Source organism: Paenibacillus catalpae (assembly GCF_900112695.1).
Classification (GTDB): domain Bacteria; phylum Bacillota; class Bacilli; order Paenibacillales; family Paenibacillaceae; genus Pristimantibacillus; species Pristimantibacillus catalpae.
Window position 1 is genome coordinate 832,158 of the sequence record NZ_FOMT01000001.1, and the last position, 17,860, is coordinate 850,017.

The following is a 17,860-nucleotide window of genomic DNA, read 5'->3' on the forward strand; positions in this document are numbered from 1 at the left end:
GGGGTCCGTCTTTTTTGTTATTGATGGAGGTTTTGGAGATAATATGAAAACGATTGGAGGGATAGGTTTGTTTCGGATAAAGCACAGAAAAAACAGCTCTAAACAGCTTGAATCATCAGATCTCCATCTATCCGACGAACATAATTCGGAATTAAGCATGGAGCTCGCGTTAAACGAGAAATTGCTCAGTGAGAAGTTTCAGGCCAGTTCCGACATTATATTTCGTCCAATTAGCAGCAGCCCCAAGGTGCTCTTGATTTACGTTGATGGATTAATTGATACCAAAACGTTGGATCAGGTTGTAATAATGCCAATTCTTTATGATGGAGCTTCTAATGGTCGGGATCAAGTTCCTGTTTCCAGACATGTCATTGAAGAACAACTGATCGCCGTCGCGCAAGTCCAAACAGGGCTCACCATCAACGATGCAGTAAACGGAATACTAAAGGGGAATGTTCTTTTATTGGTTGACGGAGAAAACAAGGCGATCATCGCGGAGCTCAAAGGTTTTGAAGCTCGCACGGTAGAAGAACCGGCAGCCGAAGTTTCCATTCGAGGACCTAGAGACGGATTTACGGAAACTTTACGAGTTAATACAAGCTTAATACGAAGACGAATCCGCAGTCCAAAGCTGAAGATGGAATCGACGACCGTAGGACAGGTTTCTCAAACCGATATTGTAATCGCTTATATCGAAGGGATTGTATCCAATACGGTCTTGGAGGAAGTGCGTAATAGAATTGGGCAAATCCGGATCGACGGCGTACTAGAGTCGGGGTATGTGGAAGAGTTTATTGAAGACGTTCCTTGGTCTCCATTCCCCCAAATTCAAAATACCGAGCGACCCGATATCGTGAGTGCCAGCTTGCTCGAGGGAAAGGTCGCCATTCTCGTCGATAACACTCCGTTCGTGCTGATTGTCCCCATGACATTTTGGACCGGCTTACAGGCGGTGGAAGATTACTATGAAAGATCCATCTACACGACCTTTGTTCGATTTGTTCGGTTCTCCTTATTTAATATAGCGCTGCTTCTTCCTTCCATGTATGTCGCACTCTCAACCTTTCATCAACAGCTCATTCCTACTAACTTGCTCATCAGCATTGCAAATTCCAGGGAAGGTGTCCCGTTTCCGACGTTTGTCGAGACGTTGTTGATGGAGTTTATGTTCGAGGGACTCAGGGAAGCAGGGATTCGAATGCCCAAGGCCGTCGGTTCAGCCGTTAGCATAGTGGGAGCGCTTGTCATTGGACAAGCCGCCGTACAAGCGGGCATCGTATCCGCACCTGTTGTAATTGTCGTGGCTACTACGGGAATCGCATCTTTTGCCATACCGCGATACAATTTCGGGACCGCCTACCGGCTGCTCCGTTTTCCGATGTTGTTCTTAGCGGGAATATTAGGATTATACGGCATTATTAGCGGACTGTTTCTCATGATCATTCATCTGTTAAGGCTGCAATCGTTCGGAGTTCCTTATATGAACCCAGTAGTTCCGTTAGGGCAGAACCTGAAGGATGTCTTCATACGGGCACCAAGATGGAGTATGAACATGCGCCCCGAGTTTTCCGGACCTAACAAGAAACGTATTCCGGAAGGCCAACAACCAAGTTCCAAGCGAGGAGGCCAATCCAATGATTAAGAAATGGTACAGCAGAGGATTCATTCTGTTCTTCCTATTCCTATCGGGTTGTTGGGATAGTTCGGAGATAAACGAAATGGCCATTGAACTTGCATGGGGGATCGATAAAGCCTCGGACAAGAAAGTCATGATAAGCGCACAGGCAATCATCCCGTCCAAATTGGGCGGCGGGCAAAACAATGGCGCCTCTGGAGGAAGCAATGGAAAACCATTTTTTGTCGCCACGGGCAATGGCATGAATACGCTTGATGCCGTACAGCGGATGCAGACGAAGCTTTCCCGGCAAGTATTCCGCGGGCACCGGCGGGTTATCGTCATTGGAGAAGCTATGGCAAGGCAGGGAATAAAGGAAGTATTCGATACCTATACCCGAGATCCGAACTTGAAGCTGCGAACCGATATCTTTGTTGTCAAGGGAGATACGGCCAAAAATTTTTTGCAAGTTTCGTACCCATTAGAAAATATTCCAGGACTCGGGGCTTCAGGGGAGTTTACCCAGATGGGATCACCAGCTGAAATGGGGATGTTAAATTTTTTGCTTTCTGCAACCAGCGCAGGAGCTAGCCCGACTTTACCAGCTATTGCAATTGCCACGAACTCTTCTTTGCAAAATGAAGAAGATCAGGATGACCGGCCTAAATCGGGTAGAGAAGGGTTTAGAATCGATGGATCCGCTGTTTTTAATAAGGATTTGAAGTTGGAAGGGTATTTAAATTTAAAAGAAGATCAGGCTGTACGCTGGGTGATGGGGAATTTGAAGGAATTGACGGTTACTGCAACTGTACCGGATGAGAAAGGTAACGTTAGTATGAACGTTTACAAAGTGAGCAGTAAGATCCAACCGGTCCTCCAATCGGATAAATTAAGAATCTATATTACGCTGGCGGGCCAAGGAGCAATTCGCGAAAACAATACCCGTCTGGATCTTACACGGACAGAGAACGTCAAGCTCCTTCAAAGCGCCTTAAATAAAGACGCTGAAGAGAGGGTGCGTCAAACGATTGCTAAGGTCCAGCAAAATTATGGAGCCGATATCTTTGGATTCAGCGACGTCATTCGCAGAAAAAATTTGCCTTTATGGAAGTCTGTTAAGAATAACTGGGAAGAGGAATTCCGGGAAGCTGAAATATCCGTGACGGCAAAAATAAAGGTCCGGCGGATAGGCGTTACAGGCCCTTCGTTGCATCTGAACCCGCATGAGACTGAAAAATAAAAATCATTTTATCATTCGCCGAAACCGAGTCACGACGAGAAGGAGCATGGGTAAGATCAAGAGCAACGGTACCCAAATATAAGGAACGAGTATTTCAAAGTGATGACGATAAATGTGCTCGGCAATGTTTTGAGACATCGTTAGTCCCAGCAATAGGGAAATGGAGCATGCCGGGATGATAAGAACGCGGTAACTCTTCATTTTCGTTAACTGCTGAACTCCTTTTACTGCCGCAAGCATAATGATGACGCTTTTTAATAGAGCCGTCATCAAAAAATAAAGAGCGCCGAACATTTGTATGTTTTCAATGAATTTTCCGATGCTGATGACGCTCAGAAGGGTGTAAAGCGGATACAGTAATCCCGAAAACATATTGCCAAAAACTAAAATGCCCAGCACATCAAAGCAGGCTATTATAATTCCGGTTAATAATGAAGCATAAACGGTAATCTTCATCAATTTATCCGTATGTTTAGTCTCCGGCCAGAACATGGCGAGAACGAGGGTTTCGCCAAAGGATTGCGTGATTCCCGACGGATAAACGACATTCCACACAGGCTGCCACCCGTTTTCCAATAAAGGAAGTAAATTACGGGTATGCAAAACGCCAGAGCGGGCAAGAAGAACGATCTCAATACAAAACAAGAATAAGACGATGGGGAGGAACAATTCACCTAGTCGGGAGACCTCCTCGATACCGCCATACACGCAATAGGCAACTATAACGGTAAATATCAATGTGATAATTAGTAGCGGCGTATTCGGCAATAAAGCTGTTGAAACCATGTCCCTGATATCCGCAATGATCCTTCCGACAATATACAAAAACATGATGGGGTAAAGAAAGGCAAGAGGCGTTCCAATCCAGCGCCCGAGCTGCGCGGGAAACCACTCGACTAAGGTTAATCCCGGATTGAACCGCATTAAGGAAATATAGATCATAATGACAAGCAAGCCCAGACAAAGGGAAACGAGTTCTGCAATCCACGCATCCCGGCCGGCCGACCCGCCGAAGCCGAATATAATCGACGTGCCCATTTGGTAAATAAAAGTAATTGCGAATAACTGGTAACTGGAAATTTTATTTAACATTCATTCTCCCGAATCTTCTGACCTGCTTTGCAATACATCAAGTAAATTCAATTCAGTGCTCTCAAATTTTACCTGTCTCAGCTATTATTGCCGTTGGTTTGCTAAATGAATCATGATAATTCTCGAACAGGCAATAATAGGTAAAGCGCATCTTTAGGATTCGTTATCGATGTTTAGTATTCGTTATATCGAAGAAACCCGTGATCCAGTAATGTTAAGGGTGCTTGTAAAATTTTTCGACGCGAATCGACTTTGCCTTGCAGGCAATGCTGATTTCGCTTGAAGGAGAGCAGAGTTAGGCATGAGGAAGCTGCAGCTCTTACAGTCCGGATGGACTGGACTACTGATCGTTGCAGCATTAGCCGGCTGCAGTTACAGCTCGGGACAAAAAACGGGTTCGGCAGTTGGCGGAGGAAATTCCGGCGGGGGATTGGAAGGACGAACGATTACGTTCGTAACCGGCTCCCATCCCTGGGTTGACGTCATTAAGCCGTTATTGCCCGAATTTGAGGAGGAAACCGGCATTAATGTGCGGATCCAAGGTTATTTCGAGGATCAACTGACACAGAAGCTGACCGTGCAATTTGCGGCCCGCTCGGAGACGCCGGATGTATTCATGTACCGTCCGCTGCAGGAAGGGAAACTGTTTTTTCGGAACGGTTGGCTTGAGCCGCTTGATGCTTATGCGACGCGGGATGCAGAATATGAACTTGGCGATTTCTCGCCGGCATCGATCCGTTCATCAACTGTAGATGGCAAGCTGGCTGGAATCCCTATTGTTACGGAACAACAAATATTGTATTACCGCAAAGATTTGCTGCAAGAAGCGGGTATTGCCGTCCCGACCACGATTGGAGAGCTTAAAGCCGCCGCAGCTAAACTGAATCACCCGGAGCGGGGCGTATACGGCTTTGTTGCCAGAGGACAACGAAGCCCGCTTGTGACTCAGCTCTCGTCCTTTCTTTACTCGGAGGGCGGCGACTTTATCCGGAACGGCAAAGCAGCCATTAATACGCCGGAAGCGCTTAAGGCGTTCGAGACTTATGGCGGTTTGCTGAGGGATTACGGACCTCCAAATGTAATCAACATGTCTTGGCCGCAGGCAAGTGCCTTTTTCTCGGAAGGAAAGGCTGCGCTTTACACGGATGCAAATTCAATTTACCGGGCGGCTTTGGATCCGGAACGGTCCAAGGTGGCAGGAGAAGTCGGATTTGCGCCTTTTCCGGCGGGGGAGAAGGGATCAATGTCCTATAACATTACGTCGTGGGGGCTTGCGATCAATCCCAAATCGGTGGATAAAGAAGCAGCATGGACGTTTGTGGAGTGGGCGAGCGGCAAAGCAATGATGCTGCTAGCCCAGCAGGCGGGCAATCCCGGTCCAAGATCATCCGTATGGAACGATCCGCAGGGAACCATCGGGTTCCCGGATGAACTCGCCTCCGTTTTCAAACAAACGATTAACGGTGGTGTCGATCATGATCGACCGCAGACGGTAGATGTTGCAGCCGCGCGGGAGCAGGTCGGCAAAATCGTGCAGATGGTTATTACGGGAGAGCCTGACATCAGGAAAGCTGCCGATCAGGCGAATGCCGCTTTGCAGGCGATCCTTGATGAGGAAGCGGAGTAAGGGCATGCCGAGGCGACTATCGATCTTTAACAAAATGGCTTTAACGATTGTTCTGCTGCTTGTGCCCGTTCTGCTGCTGTACAGCTACTCCAACCGAATTTCGACCGGGGTTGTGGAGGAGCAAATGCGTTCGTCCAATTTGAGCAAACTGATCTTCTTTATGGATCAATTGGATGGAACGATGGAAAATTTATCGATGTTTCCGGTTATCTTAAGTGACGATCCGCATATACGAGATTTTCTGTCGCCGGCACCTGGCGAGCCGGAAAGCGGAATGCTGAAGGCACAGGCGAGAGTGACGGAAAAGCTGGGTCTGCAGAGCGTCTCCAGCCCTTGGTCGAACGATCTGACATTTGCCTTTCCGGAGAAAAATCTTGTGTTATCCTCGAACATTTACTTGAACGGCAGCGAAGTCCAATCGCCTGAGAGAAAGATTGTGACAGATTGGGCTTATGAGCAGGACAGCTCACGCGGTTATTCGATCCGTACGTTTGTCCGCGAGACCGGGGTTCCCGCCGCTGCCGATAAGGTCGGGGAAGCCGACGCCGTGATTCAGGTTCGTTTTCCTGTCCAGAACATCAGCGACATGCTCGATGTGTACAAAAAGGAGAACCGGGGCGATCCATTTTTATTTCTTCCGGATATGGAGCCGGTCCGCAACAGCACTTATGCCGAAGCGGCTTCGTCTGACGTCATCCGGGAGCTTGGGGATGGAGACTTAGGTCAAAATGGCCAGCTGAGCTTGAAGATGAACGGCCAAACCTACTTGGTCAGCTATGTGAAATCGCGTCAATTAGGCTGGTATCTGATTGATTATGTGCCGGTTAAGCGGATCGTGTCGCCAATCATACAGGCACGCAACTGGTTCTACGGCTCGATTGTCCTTCTTATTCTGATCGGCTTGCTTGCATCCGTATTGCTGTACCGCAATGTTCAGATTCCTTTATCCAACATGATAGCGGGCGTGAAGCGGATGAAGAGCGGCGATCTGTCGTGGCGGATCGGCTACAAAGCGAACAACGAGTTTGACGAGCTGATCCGGCATCATAATGAAATGGCCGGTCAGATTCAACGGTTGATTGAGGACGTGTATACCGAGAAGCTCAGGTCGAGGGAAGCGACGCTCAAGCAGCTGCAGTCGCAGATTAATCCCCATTTTCTGTACAACTCGCTGTTCTTTATTATCAATTCCGCCATGTTGGAGGACCGGGATTCGGTCATCTCGATGTCAGAAAATTTGGCGGAGTTTTACCGCTATACGACAAAGGTGGATAATCAGCTGCCGACGGTACGCGATGAACTTGAATTCGTTAGCCATTATTTGAACATCCATACGCTTAGGATGGGGAGGCTGACCTTTGAGATTGAAGTGCCGGAAGCCATGCTGGATGAGCCGATTCCCCGTCTGACTTTGCAGCCGATTGTTGAAAATGCGATTGTGCACGGCATTGAAGGCCGGGTTGGCGGCGGTCATATTGTCATTACTGGTCGACAGGATGGGGAATACAACTATCTTGAAATAGCCGACAACGGAGCGGGTATGTCGGAAGACGCGCTTCTCCGGCTGGAGTCCTTGCTTGACGAGAAGATGACGGATGAAATCGGCTGCGGCACATGGAATGTGCACCAGCGTCTTCGCAGCCGGTTCGGGGAAGGCTCGGGTCTTCGTTTCCGGCATGGTGTTAAGGAGGGTCTTGTCGTTACAGTATGCTGGTTAAAGGATGCGAGCAGGTCACTGGTTCTGGATGAAAATCGGTTGGAAGGTGAAGCGGGATGGCCCAGCTCTTAATTGTGGATGATGAAGCGCATGTCGTTGATCGTTTGGCGCTGACCGTCGATTGGAAATCCATTGGTATCGATCAAGTGTATAAAGCCTACTCCGGTCAGGAAGCGATTGAGCAGCTGCATCAGTTCTCCATCGATATCGTCATTACCGATATCCGCATGCCCGGCATGTCCGGGCTGCAGCTGATCTCGGAAATCGACCGGCAGTGGCCAAAGACGAAAAGCATACTGCTGTCGGGCTATTCCGAATTTACTTATGCGAAGCAGGCTATGCGGTTCCAGACGGAGGATTACTTGCTCAAGCCGGTCAAAACCGAGGATTTGCTGGCGACGGTCGCCCGCGTGCTCCGCAAGCTGGAGCGCGAATGGGAGGAGGTTATTTCCGCCCAGCGGATGACCTATACGCTTAAGGAGCATCTGCCTCTGCTGCGGGCTAATCTGCTGCATGAACTGCTCCAGGGAAAGTACCGTGGCGGAACTGCATTGCATGAGAAAATGATCAGGCTGGAGCTTGGGGGCGAGGCATGGCATCGGTTTTCGTTAATGGCCATTCGGTTGGATGAAGGGTTCGAGGAGAAGTCCGGGGAGGATTTGTCCTGGAAGGAGTATGCAGTCGCCAATATGGCGGAGGAAGTGTTCGGCGGGCGGTATGCGCTCTGGCAAACGAAGGATGCCCATGATTATCTGATCTTCCTGCTGACTCAAAGGAAGGATGCGGAAGGCGATGATCCGGGCTGGCTCGAACGGACGGCATCCGTGCTGCAATCCGCTGTTGGCGTATACCTGAAAGGGAAGGTATCCATTATGATCAGCGGAACCGGCGTCTTCCCCGGAGATGTGCCGGCAGCCTACAACCGGTCGATCACTGCGTTCCGCAACCGGATTGGACAAGAACCGGAACAGTTCATGCGGCTGGAAGACGAAGAAGATGTGGTCACTGCGGTTCGTTCGCTGGAATACTTATACGAACCGCCGGCTTTAATTCATCTGCTCGAAGCCGCACGATGGGAAGCGGTGGAGGAAAGATACAAGCGTATCTTCGCTGGCGTGGAAAACGGCGAACCGGTTTCGGAGGAACAATTGCTCGAAATCTATTTTGCGATTGCTTCGGCTTACACCTATATCGCTCATAAAAACGGCCGCCTGCTCGCGGATACTTTTGGAACCGATTACGGCCGGATGATCTCCGGCATGCCGTTCCGTACCGTGCATCAACTGCGGGAATGGTCATTCCGTACGTTGCAAGCCTTGCAGGAGGATATAGCCAAAGAAACGAAGGACAACCGTTCTTCGCTGATCGACAGGATCAGAAGCTTCATCGATGAGAATGTAACCGGTGACCTGTCCCTGCAGTCGGTGGCCGATCGGGTGAAGCTTCATCCGGTCTATGTATCCAAGGTGTACAAGCTGGAAACGGGAGAAAACATAAGTGATTACATTCAACGAGTGAAGATGGAGGAGGCCCAGTCGCTGCTGGTGAACAGCGACGAGAAGGTCTATGTTATCGCTGCCCGGCTTGGCTACCAACGGCCGCATTCCTTCATCGGTGCGTTTAAGAAAACCTTCGGCATGACCCCGCAGGAATACCGCGATGGACACATGCCATAAAGCATAGGTTTGAACATAATAAGGGGGAATTACATCATGTTGTTATTTATCGTACTTGCGGCCATTGTTGTGCTGCTGCTCCTCATTACGGTTGCCAAGCTAAATCCGTTTGTCGCCCTTATCATTACGGCGATCGGGACGGGACTTGCGGCAGGCATGCCGATTGTGGCCACGGAGGATCAGACCGGAATAATTGATTCCATCAAGACCGGGATGGGGAATACGCTCGGGTTTCTGGCGATCGTCCTCGCACTTGGCACAATGCTCGGGAAAATGATGGCCGAATCCGGGGGGGCCGAGCGGATCGCCCGGACGCTAATCGGCGTGTTTGGGGAGAAGAGAGTCCATTGGGCGATGATGTTTGTCGCTTTTATCGTTGGTATTCCAGTCTTCTTCCAGGTCGGCTTCGTATTGCTGGTACCGCTCATTTTCACAATTGCCAAACAGACGGGACTATCGCTCGTCAAAATCGGCGTACCGCTGGTAGCCGGCTTGTCCGTCGTGCACGGTCTTGTGCCGCCGCATCCGGCAGCAATGGCTGCCGTTGGTATTTTTAACGCGGATATTGGCATGACCATTTTGTATTCCATTATCGTTGGCCTTCCGACTGCTATCATTGCAGGGCCTGTGTATGGCAGCTGGATTGGCAAACGGATTCATAAGGAAGTACCTAAGGAAATGGGTGAACAGCTTGCCGAAACGGACTCCAATCGCGAGCTGCCGGGCTTTGCCAACACGCTAATTACCATCTTGATTCCTGTATTCCTGATGCTGATTGCAACGTTCGCGGATGTCTTCGTAGAGAGCGGTTCGCTTGCGAAGGAGGATACTCTGTTCCTCGCTGCTAAATTTGTCGGTGACCCCGTCGTAGCGCTCCTGATTGCAACGGTATATTCGTTCTTCAGCTTAGGCTTCGCACGCGGAATCAGCCGCGAGAAAGTACTGAAATTCACGAACGATTGTCTGGCGCCAACGGCAACGATTCTGCTTGTTATTGGTGCGGGCGGAGCGTTTAACCGCGTGCTGCTTGATTCCGGTATCGGTGACTACATCGCCGATCTGGCTACGTCGTCACATGTATCTCCGATCCTGCTTGGCTGGGGGATTGCAGCGATGATCCGTATCGCAACAGGCTCCGCTACCGTATCGATGATGACGGCAGCCGGCATCGTTGCGCCAATCGCGGCGGCTATGCCGGGAACAAACGTAGAGCTGCTTGTACTCGCAACGGGTGCGGGATCGCTTATTTTGTCCCATGTGAATGATTCCGGCTTCTGGCTGATTAAAGAATATTTCGGAATGTCGGTCAAAGAAACATTGCTGACATGGACAGCGCTCGAGACGATTATTTCAGTTGTTGCGCTTGTCCTCATTATGGCTTTGAATACGGTCGTTTAGGATAGAAAGGAGAGAACGCAGCTGTGGCTTCCTCTTATGTAATTGGAACAGATATCGGGACAACCAGCACGAAGTCGGTATTGTTCGACAAAGGCGGGCGCGTTATTGCAACCCATACGATCGAATATCCGCTGTTCTCGCCAAAGCCGGATGTTGCGGAGCAGGATCCGGATGAGATTTTCCGTGCGGTTGTTGGCACCATTAAGCAAGTGGTTTCATTGGGCGGCGTAGATCAGGAAGGCGTACTTTGCGTGTCGTTCAGCTCGGCCATGCACAGCGTTATCGCGGTGGACGGCGAAGGCCGCCCACTGACGCGCTGCATCACCTGGGCGGACAACCGCAGCGCTTTCTGGACGGAACGAATCAAGAACGAGATGAACGGGCATCAAATCTATCTGCGCACGGGCACTCCGCTGCATCCGATGGCCCCGTTGTCCAAGCTTGCTTGGCTTAAGGACACGGAGCCGGAACTTTTCGGCCGTACCCATAAGTTTATTTCCATCAAGGAATACGTATTTTATAAGCTGTTCAAACGGTATGTCATCGACTATTCCATTGCATCGGCAACCGGGCTGTTTAATCTATCGCAGCTCACATGGGATGCAGAAGCGCTGCGGGTAGCTGGCGTTACGCCCGATCGACTATCCGAGCCTGTGCCCACGACTTATGCCATGGAGGGAATGGAGGCGCAGTGGGCTGCCGAAATGGGACTGCCTGCCTCTACGCCATTCATTGTTGGAGCAAGCGACGGTGTATTATCCAATCTTGGTGTTAATGCGATTGAGCCGGGAACAGTTGCGGTTACGATCGGCACAAGCGGCGCCATCCGTGCTGTAACGGACCGTCCGGTCACCGATCCGAAGGGACGTATCTTCTGCTACGCGCTTGCCGACAACATGTGGGTAATAGGCGGACCGGTCAATAACGGCGGAATGATTTTCCGCTGGTTGCGCGACCAGCTTTGCTCGTCGGAGACAGAGACGGCAAAGCGTCTTGGCAAAGATCCCTATGATATTTTGACAGAGATTGCGGCTCGTGTACCAGCCGGTGCGGATGGGCTGCTCTTCCATCCCTATCTGGCTGGCGAAAGAGCACCGCTGTGGGATGCCAACGCAAGAGGCTCGTTCTTTGGACTTGGTCTGCAGCATAAGAAGGAGCATATGATCCGGGCTGTGCTGGAGGGTGTTATTTTCAACCTGTTTACGGTGTATATGGCATTGGAGGAACTGATTGGCCATCCGACGAAAATTCAGGCGACCGGCGGCTTCGCCCGTTCGGAGCTTTGGCGGCAAATGATGGCGGATATTTTCGAGCAGGAGGTCCATGTTCCGGAAAGCTTTGAAAGTTCATGTCTTGGTGCGGCTATCCTGGGCTTGTACAGCATCGGTGAAGTCGATTCTCTTCATGTGGTGTCTAGTATGATGGGGACGTCCCACAAGCATCAGCCTGAACAAGGAAATGTCGAGCGGTATAAGGAGCTGAGCCGGATTTATGTCCGGATATCGAGACTGCTAACTTCGGAATACAAGGAAATTGCGGCCTATCAGAAAAAATGGATGTAAGATGGAGGGAAGTCTGGATAACCGGGCTTCCTTTTTGTTTCTAATGGATTATGGCGGTTCATGATGGACATAGCTTGCGGGAGTTGTGATATTATATCTTTGACAGAAGTTGTGAACAGAAAAGGTGGCTTGCAAGATGAAGTATGATTTTGATGAAGTGGTTAACCGAAGAAATACAAACAGTACGAAGTGGGATACCTCACAAGAACATGAAGATATAATCCCTATGTGGGTTGCAGATATGGATTTCAAGGCAGCAGATCCGATCATTCGTGCTATGGAAAAAAAGCTTGCGCATGGCATATTCGGCTATGCTCATATCTCGGATGCCTATTATGAGGCAGAGATAAACTGGTGGCGGAATCGGCATCATTGCGAGATTGAAAAAGAATGGATTGCGTTTACTCCCGGTGTTATACCGGCGCTGTCTGCAGCCATTCAAGCTTTTACGGTCGCTGGAGATAAGGTGCTGATTCAAACTCCGGTTTATAACGCTTTCTCTATAGTCGTTACGAATAACGGCCGCGAGATCGTGGAGAATGAACTGATTAACGATGGCGCGTCCTATGAGATTGACTTTGAAGATTTCGAGGCGAAGGCGTCTGACGAACGGGTCAAGCTGTTTATTTTGTGCAACCCTCACAATCCTGTTGGAAAGGTGTGGCGCAAGGAGGAGCTTGAACGATTAAGCGACATCTGCCTGAGGCATAATGTTCTCGTCCTAGCAGATGAAATCCATAGAGACCTCGTATTTGACGGGCAGCCATACGTTCCGTTTGTTTCTGTCGACCGGATGAACGCGATTACGTGCACCTCTCCAAGCAAAACCTTTAATCTGGCCGGACTAAAGATGGCTAACGTTATTGTTCCTGACAAGGAGCATAAGGAGAAATTAATACATGCCCTGCATGTAAACGGGCTGCATGATCCGAATGTATTCGGGATCGAAGCGGTAATTGCAGCATACAACGAGGGAGAAGAGTGGTTAGATCAATTACTGGTTTATCTGAAGTCGAACCGTGATTACTTCCTTTCCTTTGTTCAGGATAAACTTCCGGAGCTTAAGGTGATCACACCTGAATCGACGTACTTAATGTGGTTGGACTGCAGTAGTGTTGGTATCGGTTCGGAGGAGCTTAGCCGCAGACTGCTTGAAGAAGCGGGCCTAAGGATTAACGAAGGCTCTATCTACGGGAAGTCTGGCGATGGTTTCATCCGCATCAACATTGGCTGCACCCGGGCCGTATTAACAGACGGATTGGAAAGACTTGAACAAGTGGTAAAAGCTATAAAATAAGCAATCGATCCTAAAAGCCGTTTCCAATCTTGCCGAATTGGAAACGGCTTTTTATTTTGTTGTAAACCATTTTATTCCTCCGTAATCGCGACATTATACACATGATGGATCGATATTGGATGTCCGAATTCTATAATTGACCATTTTATCTTAATGCTCTTATAATGACCCTGTAAGCTACATTAACGATAATGTTAACGTAAATGGAGGTGAAGGCTTTCCTCAAATCATGAATGGTATCGTTCATCTTGACTTGCATCATTGGTTGAAAAAAAGAGTGGGGATCTTTAACCAATTTGAAGGAGGTAAGTCTATGAGGAAAACAATTGGTTTAGCATCTGCAACAATGATAGCGCTTTCGGTAATGATGGTAGGTTGCAGCGGCAATAGTGGAAATAGCGGCAATGGAGGGGTTAAGGAAACATCCGGCAACACACCAAGCAATGCGGCAAGCACGACGGAACCGGAGAAGCATGACCCGGTCACCTTGAGGTATACGTTCTGGGGCAGCCCGAACGAGAAGAAGGTACAGGAAGCGGCGATTAAATCTTTTACGCAGAAGTATCCATGGATCAAGGTGAATACGCTTCATATCCCGGATTCCTATACGACCAAGCTGACAACGATGGCCTCATCCAATCAGATGCCTGATATCGGACTTCTTAATGGTGATGTTGCTCTGGAATGGGCCTCGCAGGGAAGAATCTACAACATCATGAATTTTCTAGCGAATGATCCGGATGTCAGCGTGAACGATATTCTTCCGAACACGATGTACTACTGGGAGGAAGGGAAGCTTGCGGGAGTCAACGGAGCGCTTGAAGCTTTCGCCCTGTTCTACAATAAGGAAGCCTTTACGGATGCCGGACTGGCGCTTCCCCCAACGAAAGCAGACGAGGCATACACCTGGGATCAATTTGTAGAGACGGCTCAAAAGCTGACGCTGGACCAGAAGGGGCGGAATGCGCTTGATCCGGATTTTGATCCAAAAGCAATCAAGCAATTCGGCGTCACGATGCCGCTATGGGCGTATATGAATGGCGTTGTGTCAAACGGCGGTCAGTTTGTGAATGAAGACGGTACGGAATTTAAGCTCTCTGACCCGGAGGCTGCCGAAGCGATTCAGCAATGGGCCGATCTGATTAACAAGTATCACGTCGCTCCATCGCCGACCCAATCGAAAAACATACCTTCCGGTGCCAACGCGCTATCATCCCGCAAGGTAGCCATGACGCTCGACGGCCAGTGGAGCCTCGTTGATCTGGGTGCAGCGAAGAAGCTTGATTTCGGCATTGGCGCTGTTCCGGTAATGAAGAACAAGGCCACTATGACGCTGGGCGAACCAATCGTGATTTTCAAGGATACGAAACACCCTGATGAAGCCTGGATGCTGTACAAGTGGATGATGAATCCGGAGAATACGCTGGAGCTGCAAACGAGCGGGCTTTGGATGCCCGTCCTGAAGAAATGGTACGAGAATGAAGAGTTGGTCGCGAAATGGGCGGCAGGTAACCCAGCACATCCGGAGGGCTACCAGGATGCTGTCATGCGAAATGCCTTCGATAACGGCTTTCCGAATACCTCGTATTACGTGAAGAATCTGTCCAAAATCAACAGCATTATCGATCCGGCGCTAGAACAGGTCTGGATTGGCAAGACAACCGCCCAGGAAGCGTTGACCAAGATTAAGCCTCAAGTGGAAAAAGAGCTGAAAGGGGTTTATACGGAGAGATGATCACCGGGAGGAAGCTATGGAATAAGGAAGCCCGGGCTGGCCTTCTGTTCGCATCACCGGTTATTGCCGGTTTTATCATCTTCGTCCTGGGGCCGATGATTGCCAGCTTTACCTTCAGCTTATCGGAATACAATGTCATCACTCCTTTGAAGTTTATTGGCTTTGGTAACTACGCGAACTTATTCGACGGTACAGATCCGTTATTCTATAAGTCGCTTGGTGTTACCGCCTATTATGTCATTCTGAGCGTTCCCCTGCAGATCTTGCTGGCCTTTATGGTGGCGCTGCTGCTTAATCATCCAATCCGGGGCAAAGCGTTCTTCCGGACGATCTTTTATATGCCGACCATTGTACCCGCTGTAGCTTCGTCAATGATCTGGCTGTGGCTGTTTGATCCGGATCTTGGATTGCTTAATCAACTGCTGAAGGTGTTTGGCATACCGGGACTGCAATGGATTTATTCCGAGAATTTGGCCGTACCCTCTCTGGTGTTAATGAGTCTATGGACGATTGGAGGCACGATGGTCATCTTTCTGGCCGGCCTTCAGGGTATCCCGAAGCATCTGTACGAATCGGTGGAGGTGGACGGCGGCAACTGGCTGCATAAGCTGTTCTTTATTACGATACCGCTTATGACGCCAACGATCTTTTTCAATCTGGTGATGGGGTTTATCGGAAGCTTTCAGGTGTTCGGGCAGGCATACATTATGACGCAGGGTGGACCCAATAACGCGACGTTGTTCTACTCCTATTATCTATACCGCGAAGCGTTTGAGTTCTCCGGTATGGGCAGCGCCTCGGCGATTGCCTGGGTGATGTTCCTGATCATACTGGTATTGACGATGATGGTATTCAAGACGTCCGCCTTATGGGTGTACAGCGAAAGCGAGGGAAAAAGATGATCAGAAGCAGACTGCTGTCCAAATCGCTCATCTACCTGCTGCTCGCCGCCGGAACCTGTCTTTGCCTGTTTCCTTTCTACTGGCTGCTCCGCAGCTCGGTGATGGATCAGTCGGATATTTTCGTAATCCCGCCGATCTGGACTCCCAATGATTGGCTGATCAGCAATTACCGAGAGGCGATGACGATCCTGCCGTTTAACCGGTATTTTCTGAACACGCTGATTATCGTTGTACTGGAGGTTACCGGGGTTGTGCTGTCGAGCTCCATCTGTGCCTATTCCTTCGCGAGACTGCGGTGGCCGGGCCGGAATATCGTGTTTATGGTCATCTTGAGCAGCATGATGCTTCCAGGAGCCGTTACGCTTATTCCCCAATATGTCGGCTGGGCGAAGCTGGGGGCAACTAATACGTTTATACCGTTGACACTGCCGGCATGGTTTGGCGGGGGAGCATTTAACGTCTTTCTATTAAGGCAGTTTTTTATGACGATTCCGAAAGAGCTGGACGAAGCTGCGCTTGTAGATGGAGCAGGCTATTTCCGGATTTACAGCCGTATTATGCTGCCGCTGCTTGTTCCTGCTCTGGTTGTTGTGGGATTGTTCTCATTCCTGAATGGCTGGAATGATTTTATGGGACCGCTTATTTACCTGAGTGACGAGAAATTATATACCCTTGCTTTAGGGCTTCAAACCTTCAAAGGGATGTATAATGCGCAGTGGCATTTAATGATGGCAGCTACAACGGTTGTGCTTCTGCCGGCCATGCTCGTCTTTTTCCTCGGCCAGAAGTATTTTGTAGAAGGGATTGTCATGACCGGCCTGAAAGGCTAAGAAACAGTTCTCCTCTGGACAACAATTGACTCCAAAAATTTCTAGTGCTAATCTATTTATCAAAAAGAGAGTCTAGCAAAGACACTCAGGTGCTGGGGGAGAATGCATGGAAGGCAGGAAAGTCACACTGAAGGATCTGGCGGTGAAAGCCGGACTTTCGGTCAATACCATCTCAAGAGCACTTAAGGATAAAGAGGACATTGCTGCTTCTACCCGGCAGATGATCAAAGATTTGGCCAAGGAAATGGGTTACGTCGGCAATGCGCTTGCCGGTTCGCTCCGGTCAGGGCTGACCCGCACGATTGCGGTTATAGTAAGCGATGTAGCCAATCCGCACTTCGGCATTATGGTGAAGGAGATTGAGAAGTCGGCGCGCAAGCATCTTTACACCATCTTCGTTATTAATACGGAAGACGATTACGAGATGGAAGAACGGGCGATCTACACGGCAATCGGTAAAAATGTAGACGCCATTATTATCTGTCCTTCCCAGCGGGGAGCGGAAAATATCCGGTTTCTGCAGAAGAACGGCGTTCCATTCGTGCTGATCGGCAGAAGATTCAAGGATGAGCCGGAGTTCGATTATGTCATCTGCGATGATGAGAAGGGCGGATACCTCGCAACCAAGCATCTGCTCGATAACGGTCACAAGAGAGTGCTGTTCCTGAACGGTCCAATCCGGATTTCCAGTGCGCAAGAACGGCTGGAAGGCTATAAGAAAGCCCATGAGGAAGCAGGACTGCAGGTGCACGAAGAGTTAATTATTGAAGTCGGTGCTACTGCCGGCGATACAAGGTCGGTCGTCAAACAGCTTATTGAGCAGCAGGCAGAGTTCACTGGCATCTTTGCTTTTAATGATGTGATTGCCTGGGAAGCGGCATATGTATTAAGCAAGAACGGATACCGGGTGCCTGACGATTATTCGGTAATTGGCTTCGATAACATCCAGTCGCGGATCTTTATCCCGTTCCAGCTGTCTTCGGTAAGCAATTCCAAGGGCAAAATGTCCAAACGGGCTGTTGATATTGTCCTGCATAAAATTAATCATCCGGAGTCAACCCGGAAATTTAATGAGATTATTGATACAAAGCTGGTCTTAAGGGAAAGCACCAAGTAAAAGTCGCTTGGAGGCGGACCTTTGCACCCTATTACATGAACGATAATGTGAA

The 17,860-nt window shown here is 49.5% G+C and carries 13 protein-coding genes; 12 read left to right on the top strand and 1 reads right to left on the bottom strand.

Annotated features, from left to right (window positions below; all coding sequences use genetic code 11):
- Positions 1-43: 43 nt before the first annotated feature.
- Together BM200_RS03315 and BM200_RS03320 are read left to right on the top strand one after the other, a co-directional pair.
- Positions 44-1,642, top strand: coding sequence for a spore germination protein (locus BM200_RS03315; protein WP_091181306.1), 1,599 nt, complete (start codon positions 44-46; stop codon positions 1,640-1,642).
- On the top strand, positions 1,635-2,855 hold the full coding sequence (locus BM200_RS03320; protein WP_091181309.1) for a Ger(x)C family spore germination protein: 1,221 nt from the start codon (positions 1,635-1,637) through the stop codon (positions 2,853-2,855). Before BM200_RS03315 ends, BM200_RS03320 begins: the two co-directional genes overlap by 8 nt.
- Positions 2,856-2,858: 3 nt before the next feature.
- Here the strand turns inward: BM200_RS03320 and BM200_RS03325 are convergent, their stop codons facing one another.
- Positions 2,859-3,947, bottom strand: a complete 1,089-nt coding sequence (locus BM200_RS03325) for a GerAB/ArcD/ProY family transporter (RefSeq protein WP_091181310.1) — start codon at positions 3,945-3,947, stop codon at positions 2,859-2,861.
- 301 nt (positions 3,948-4,248) lie between these two features.
- On the opposite strand from BM200_RS03325, the gene BM200_RS03330 reads away from it, so the two are divergent.
- The 10 genes from BM200_RS03330 (at position 4,249) to BM200_RS03375 (ending at position 17,808) form a co-directional block, all read left to right on the top strand.
- On the top strand, positions 4,249-5,574 hold the full coding sequence (locus tag BM200_RS03330; protein WP_091181312.1) for an ABC transporter substrate-binding protein: 1,326 nt from the start codon (positions 4,249-4,251) through the stop codon (positions 5,572-5,574).
- Between the two features lie 4 nt (positions 5,575-5,578).
- The gene (locus BM200_RS03335; protein ID WP_091181314.1) at positions 5,579-7,363 is read left to right on the top strand and encodes a sensor histidine kinase; all 1,785 of its coding nucleotides are present in this window, start codon (positions 5,579-5,581) and stop codon (positions 7,361-7,363) included.
- Positions 7,348-8,967 carry a response regulator gene (locus tag BM200_RS03340; RefSeq protein WP_091181317.1) on the top strand — a complete coding sequence of 540 codons (1,620 nt, stop codon included), beginning with the start codon at positions 7,348-7,350 and terminating at the stop codon, positions 8,965-8,967. Before BM200_RS03335 ends, BM200_RS03340 begins: the two co-directional genes overlap by 16 nt.
- 36 nt (positions 8,968-9,003) lie before the next feature.
- Entirely contained in the window at positions 9,004-10,365 is a 1,362-nt protein-coding gene (locus BM200_RS03345) for a GntP family permease (protein WP_091181321.1), read from the top strand.
- Positions 10,366-10,388: 23 nt separating this feature from the next.
- On the top strand, positions 10,389-11,927 hold the full coding sequence (gene gntK, locus BM200_RS03350) for a gluconokinase (RefSeq protein WP_091181323.1): 1,539 nt from the start codon (positions 10,389-10,391) through the stop codon (positions 11,925-11,927).
- A 136-nt stretch (positions 11,928-12,063) separates the two neighbouring features.
- Positions 12,064-13,224, top strand: a complete 1,161-nt coding sequence (locus tag BM200_RS03355) for a MalY/PatB family protein (RefSeq protein WP_091181326.1) — start codon at positions 12,064-12,066, stop codon at positions 13,222-13,224.
- A 313-nt stretch (positions 13,225-13,537) separates the two neighbouring features.
- A complete protein-coding gene (locus tag BM200_RS03360; RefSeq protein WP_091181329.1) occupies positions 13,538-14,959 on the top strand; it encodes an ABC transporter substrate-binding protein in 1,422 nt (473 codons plus the stop codon).
- A complete protein-coding gene (locus BM200_RS03365) occupies positions 14,956-15,861 on the top strand; it encodes a carbohydrate ABC transporter permease (protein ID WP_091181332.1) in 906 nt (301 codons plus the stop codon). The genes BM200_RS03360 and BM200_RS03365 overlap by 4 nt, the downstream gene beginning before the upstream one ends.
- On the top strand, positions 15,858-16,691 hold the full coding sequence (locus tag BM200_RS03370; RefSeq protein ID WP_091181335.1) for a carbohydrate ABC transporter permease: 834 nt from the start codon (positions 15,858-15,860) through the stop codon (positions 16,689-16,691). The genes BM200_RS03365 and BM200_RS03370 overlap by 4 nt, the downstream gene beginning before the upstream one ends.
- A gap of 106 nt (positions 16,692-16,797) precedes the next feature.
- Positions 16,798-17,808 carry a LacI family DNA-binding transcriptional regulator gene (locus tag BM200_RS03375; protein WP_091181336.1) on the top strand — a complete coding sequence of 337 codons (1,011 nt, stop codon included), beginning with the start codon at positions 16,798-16,800 and terminating at the stop codon, positions 17,806-17,808.
- Positions 17,809-17,860 lie beyond the last annotated feature (52 nt).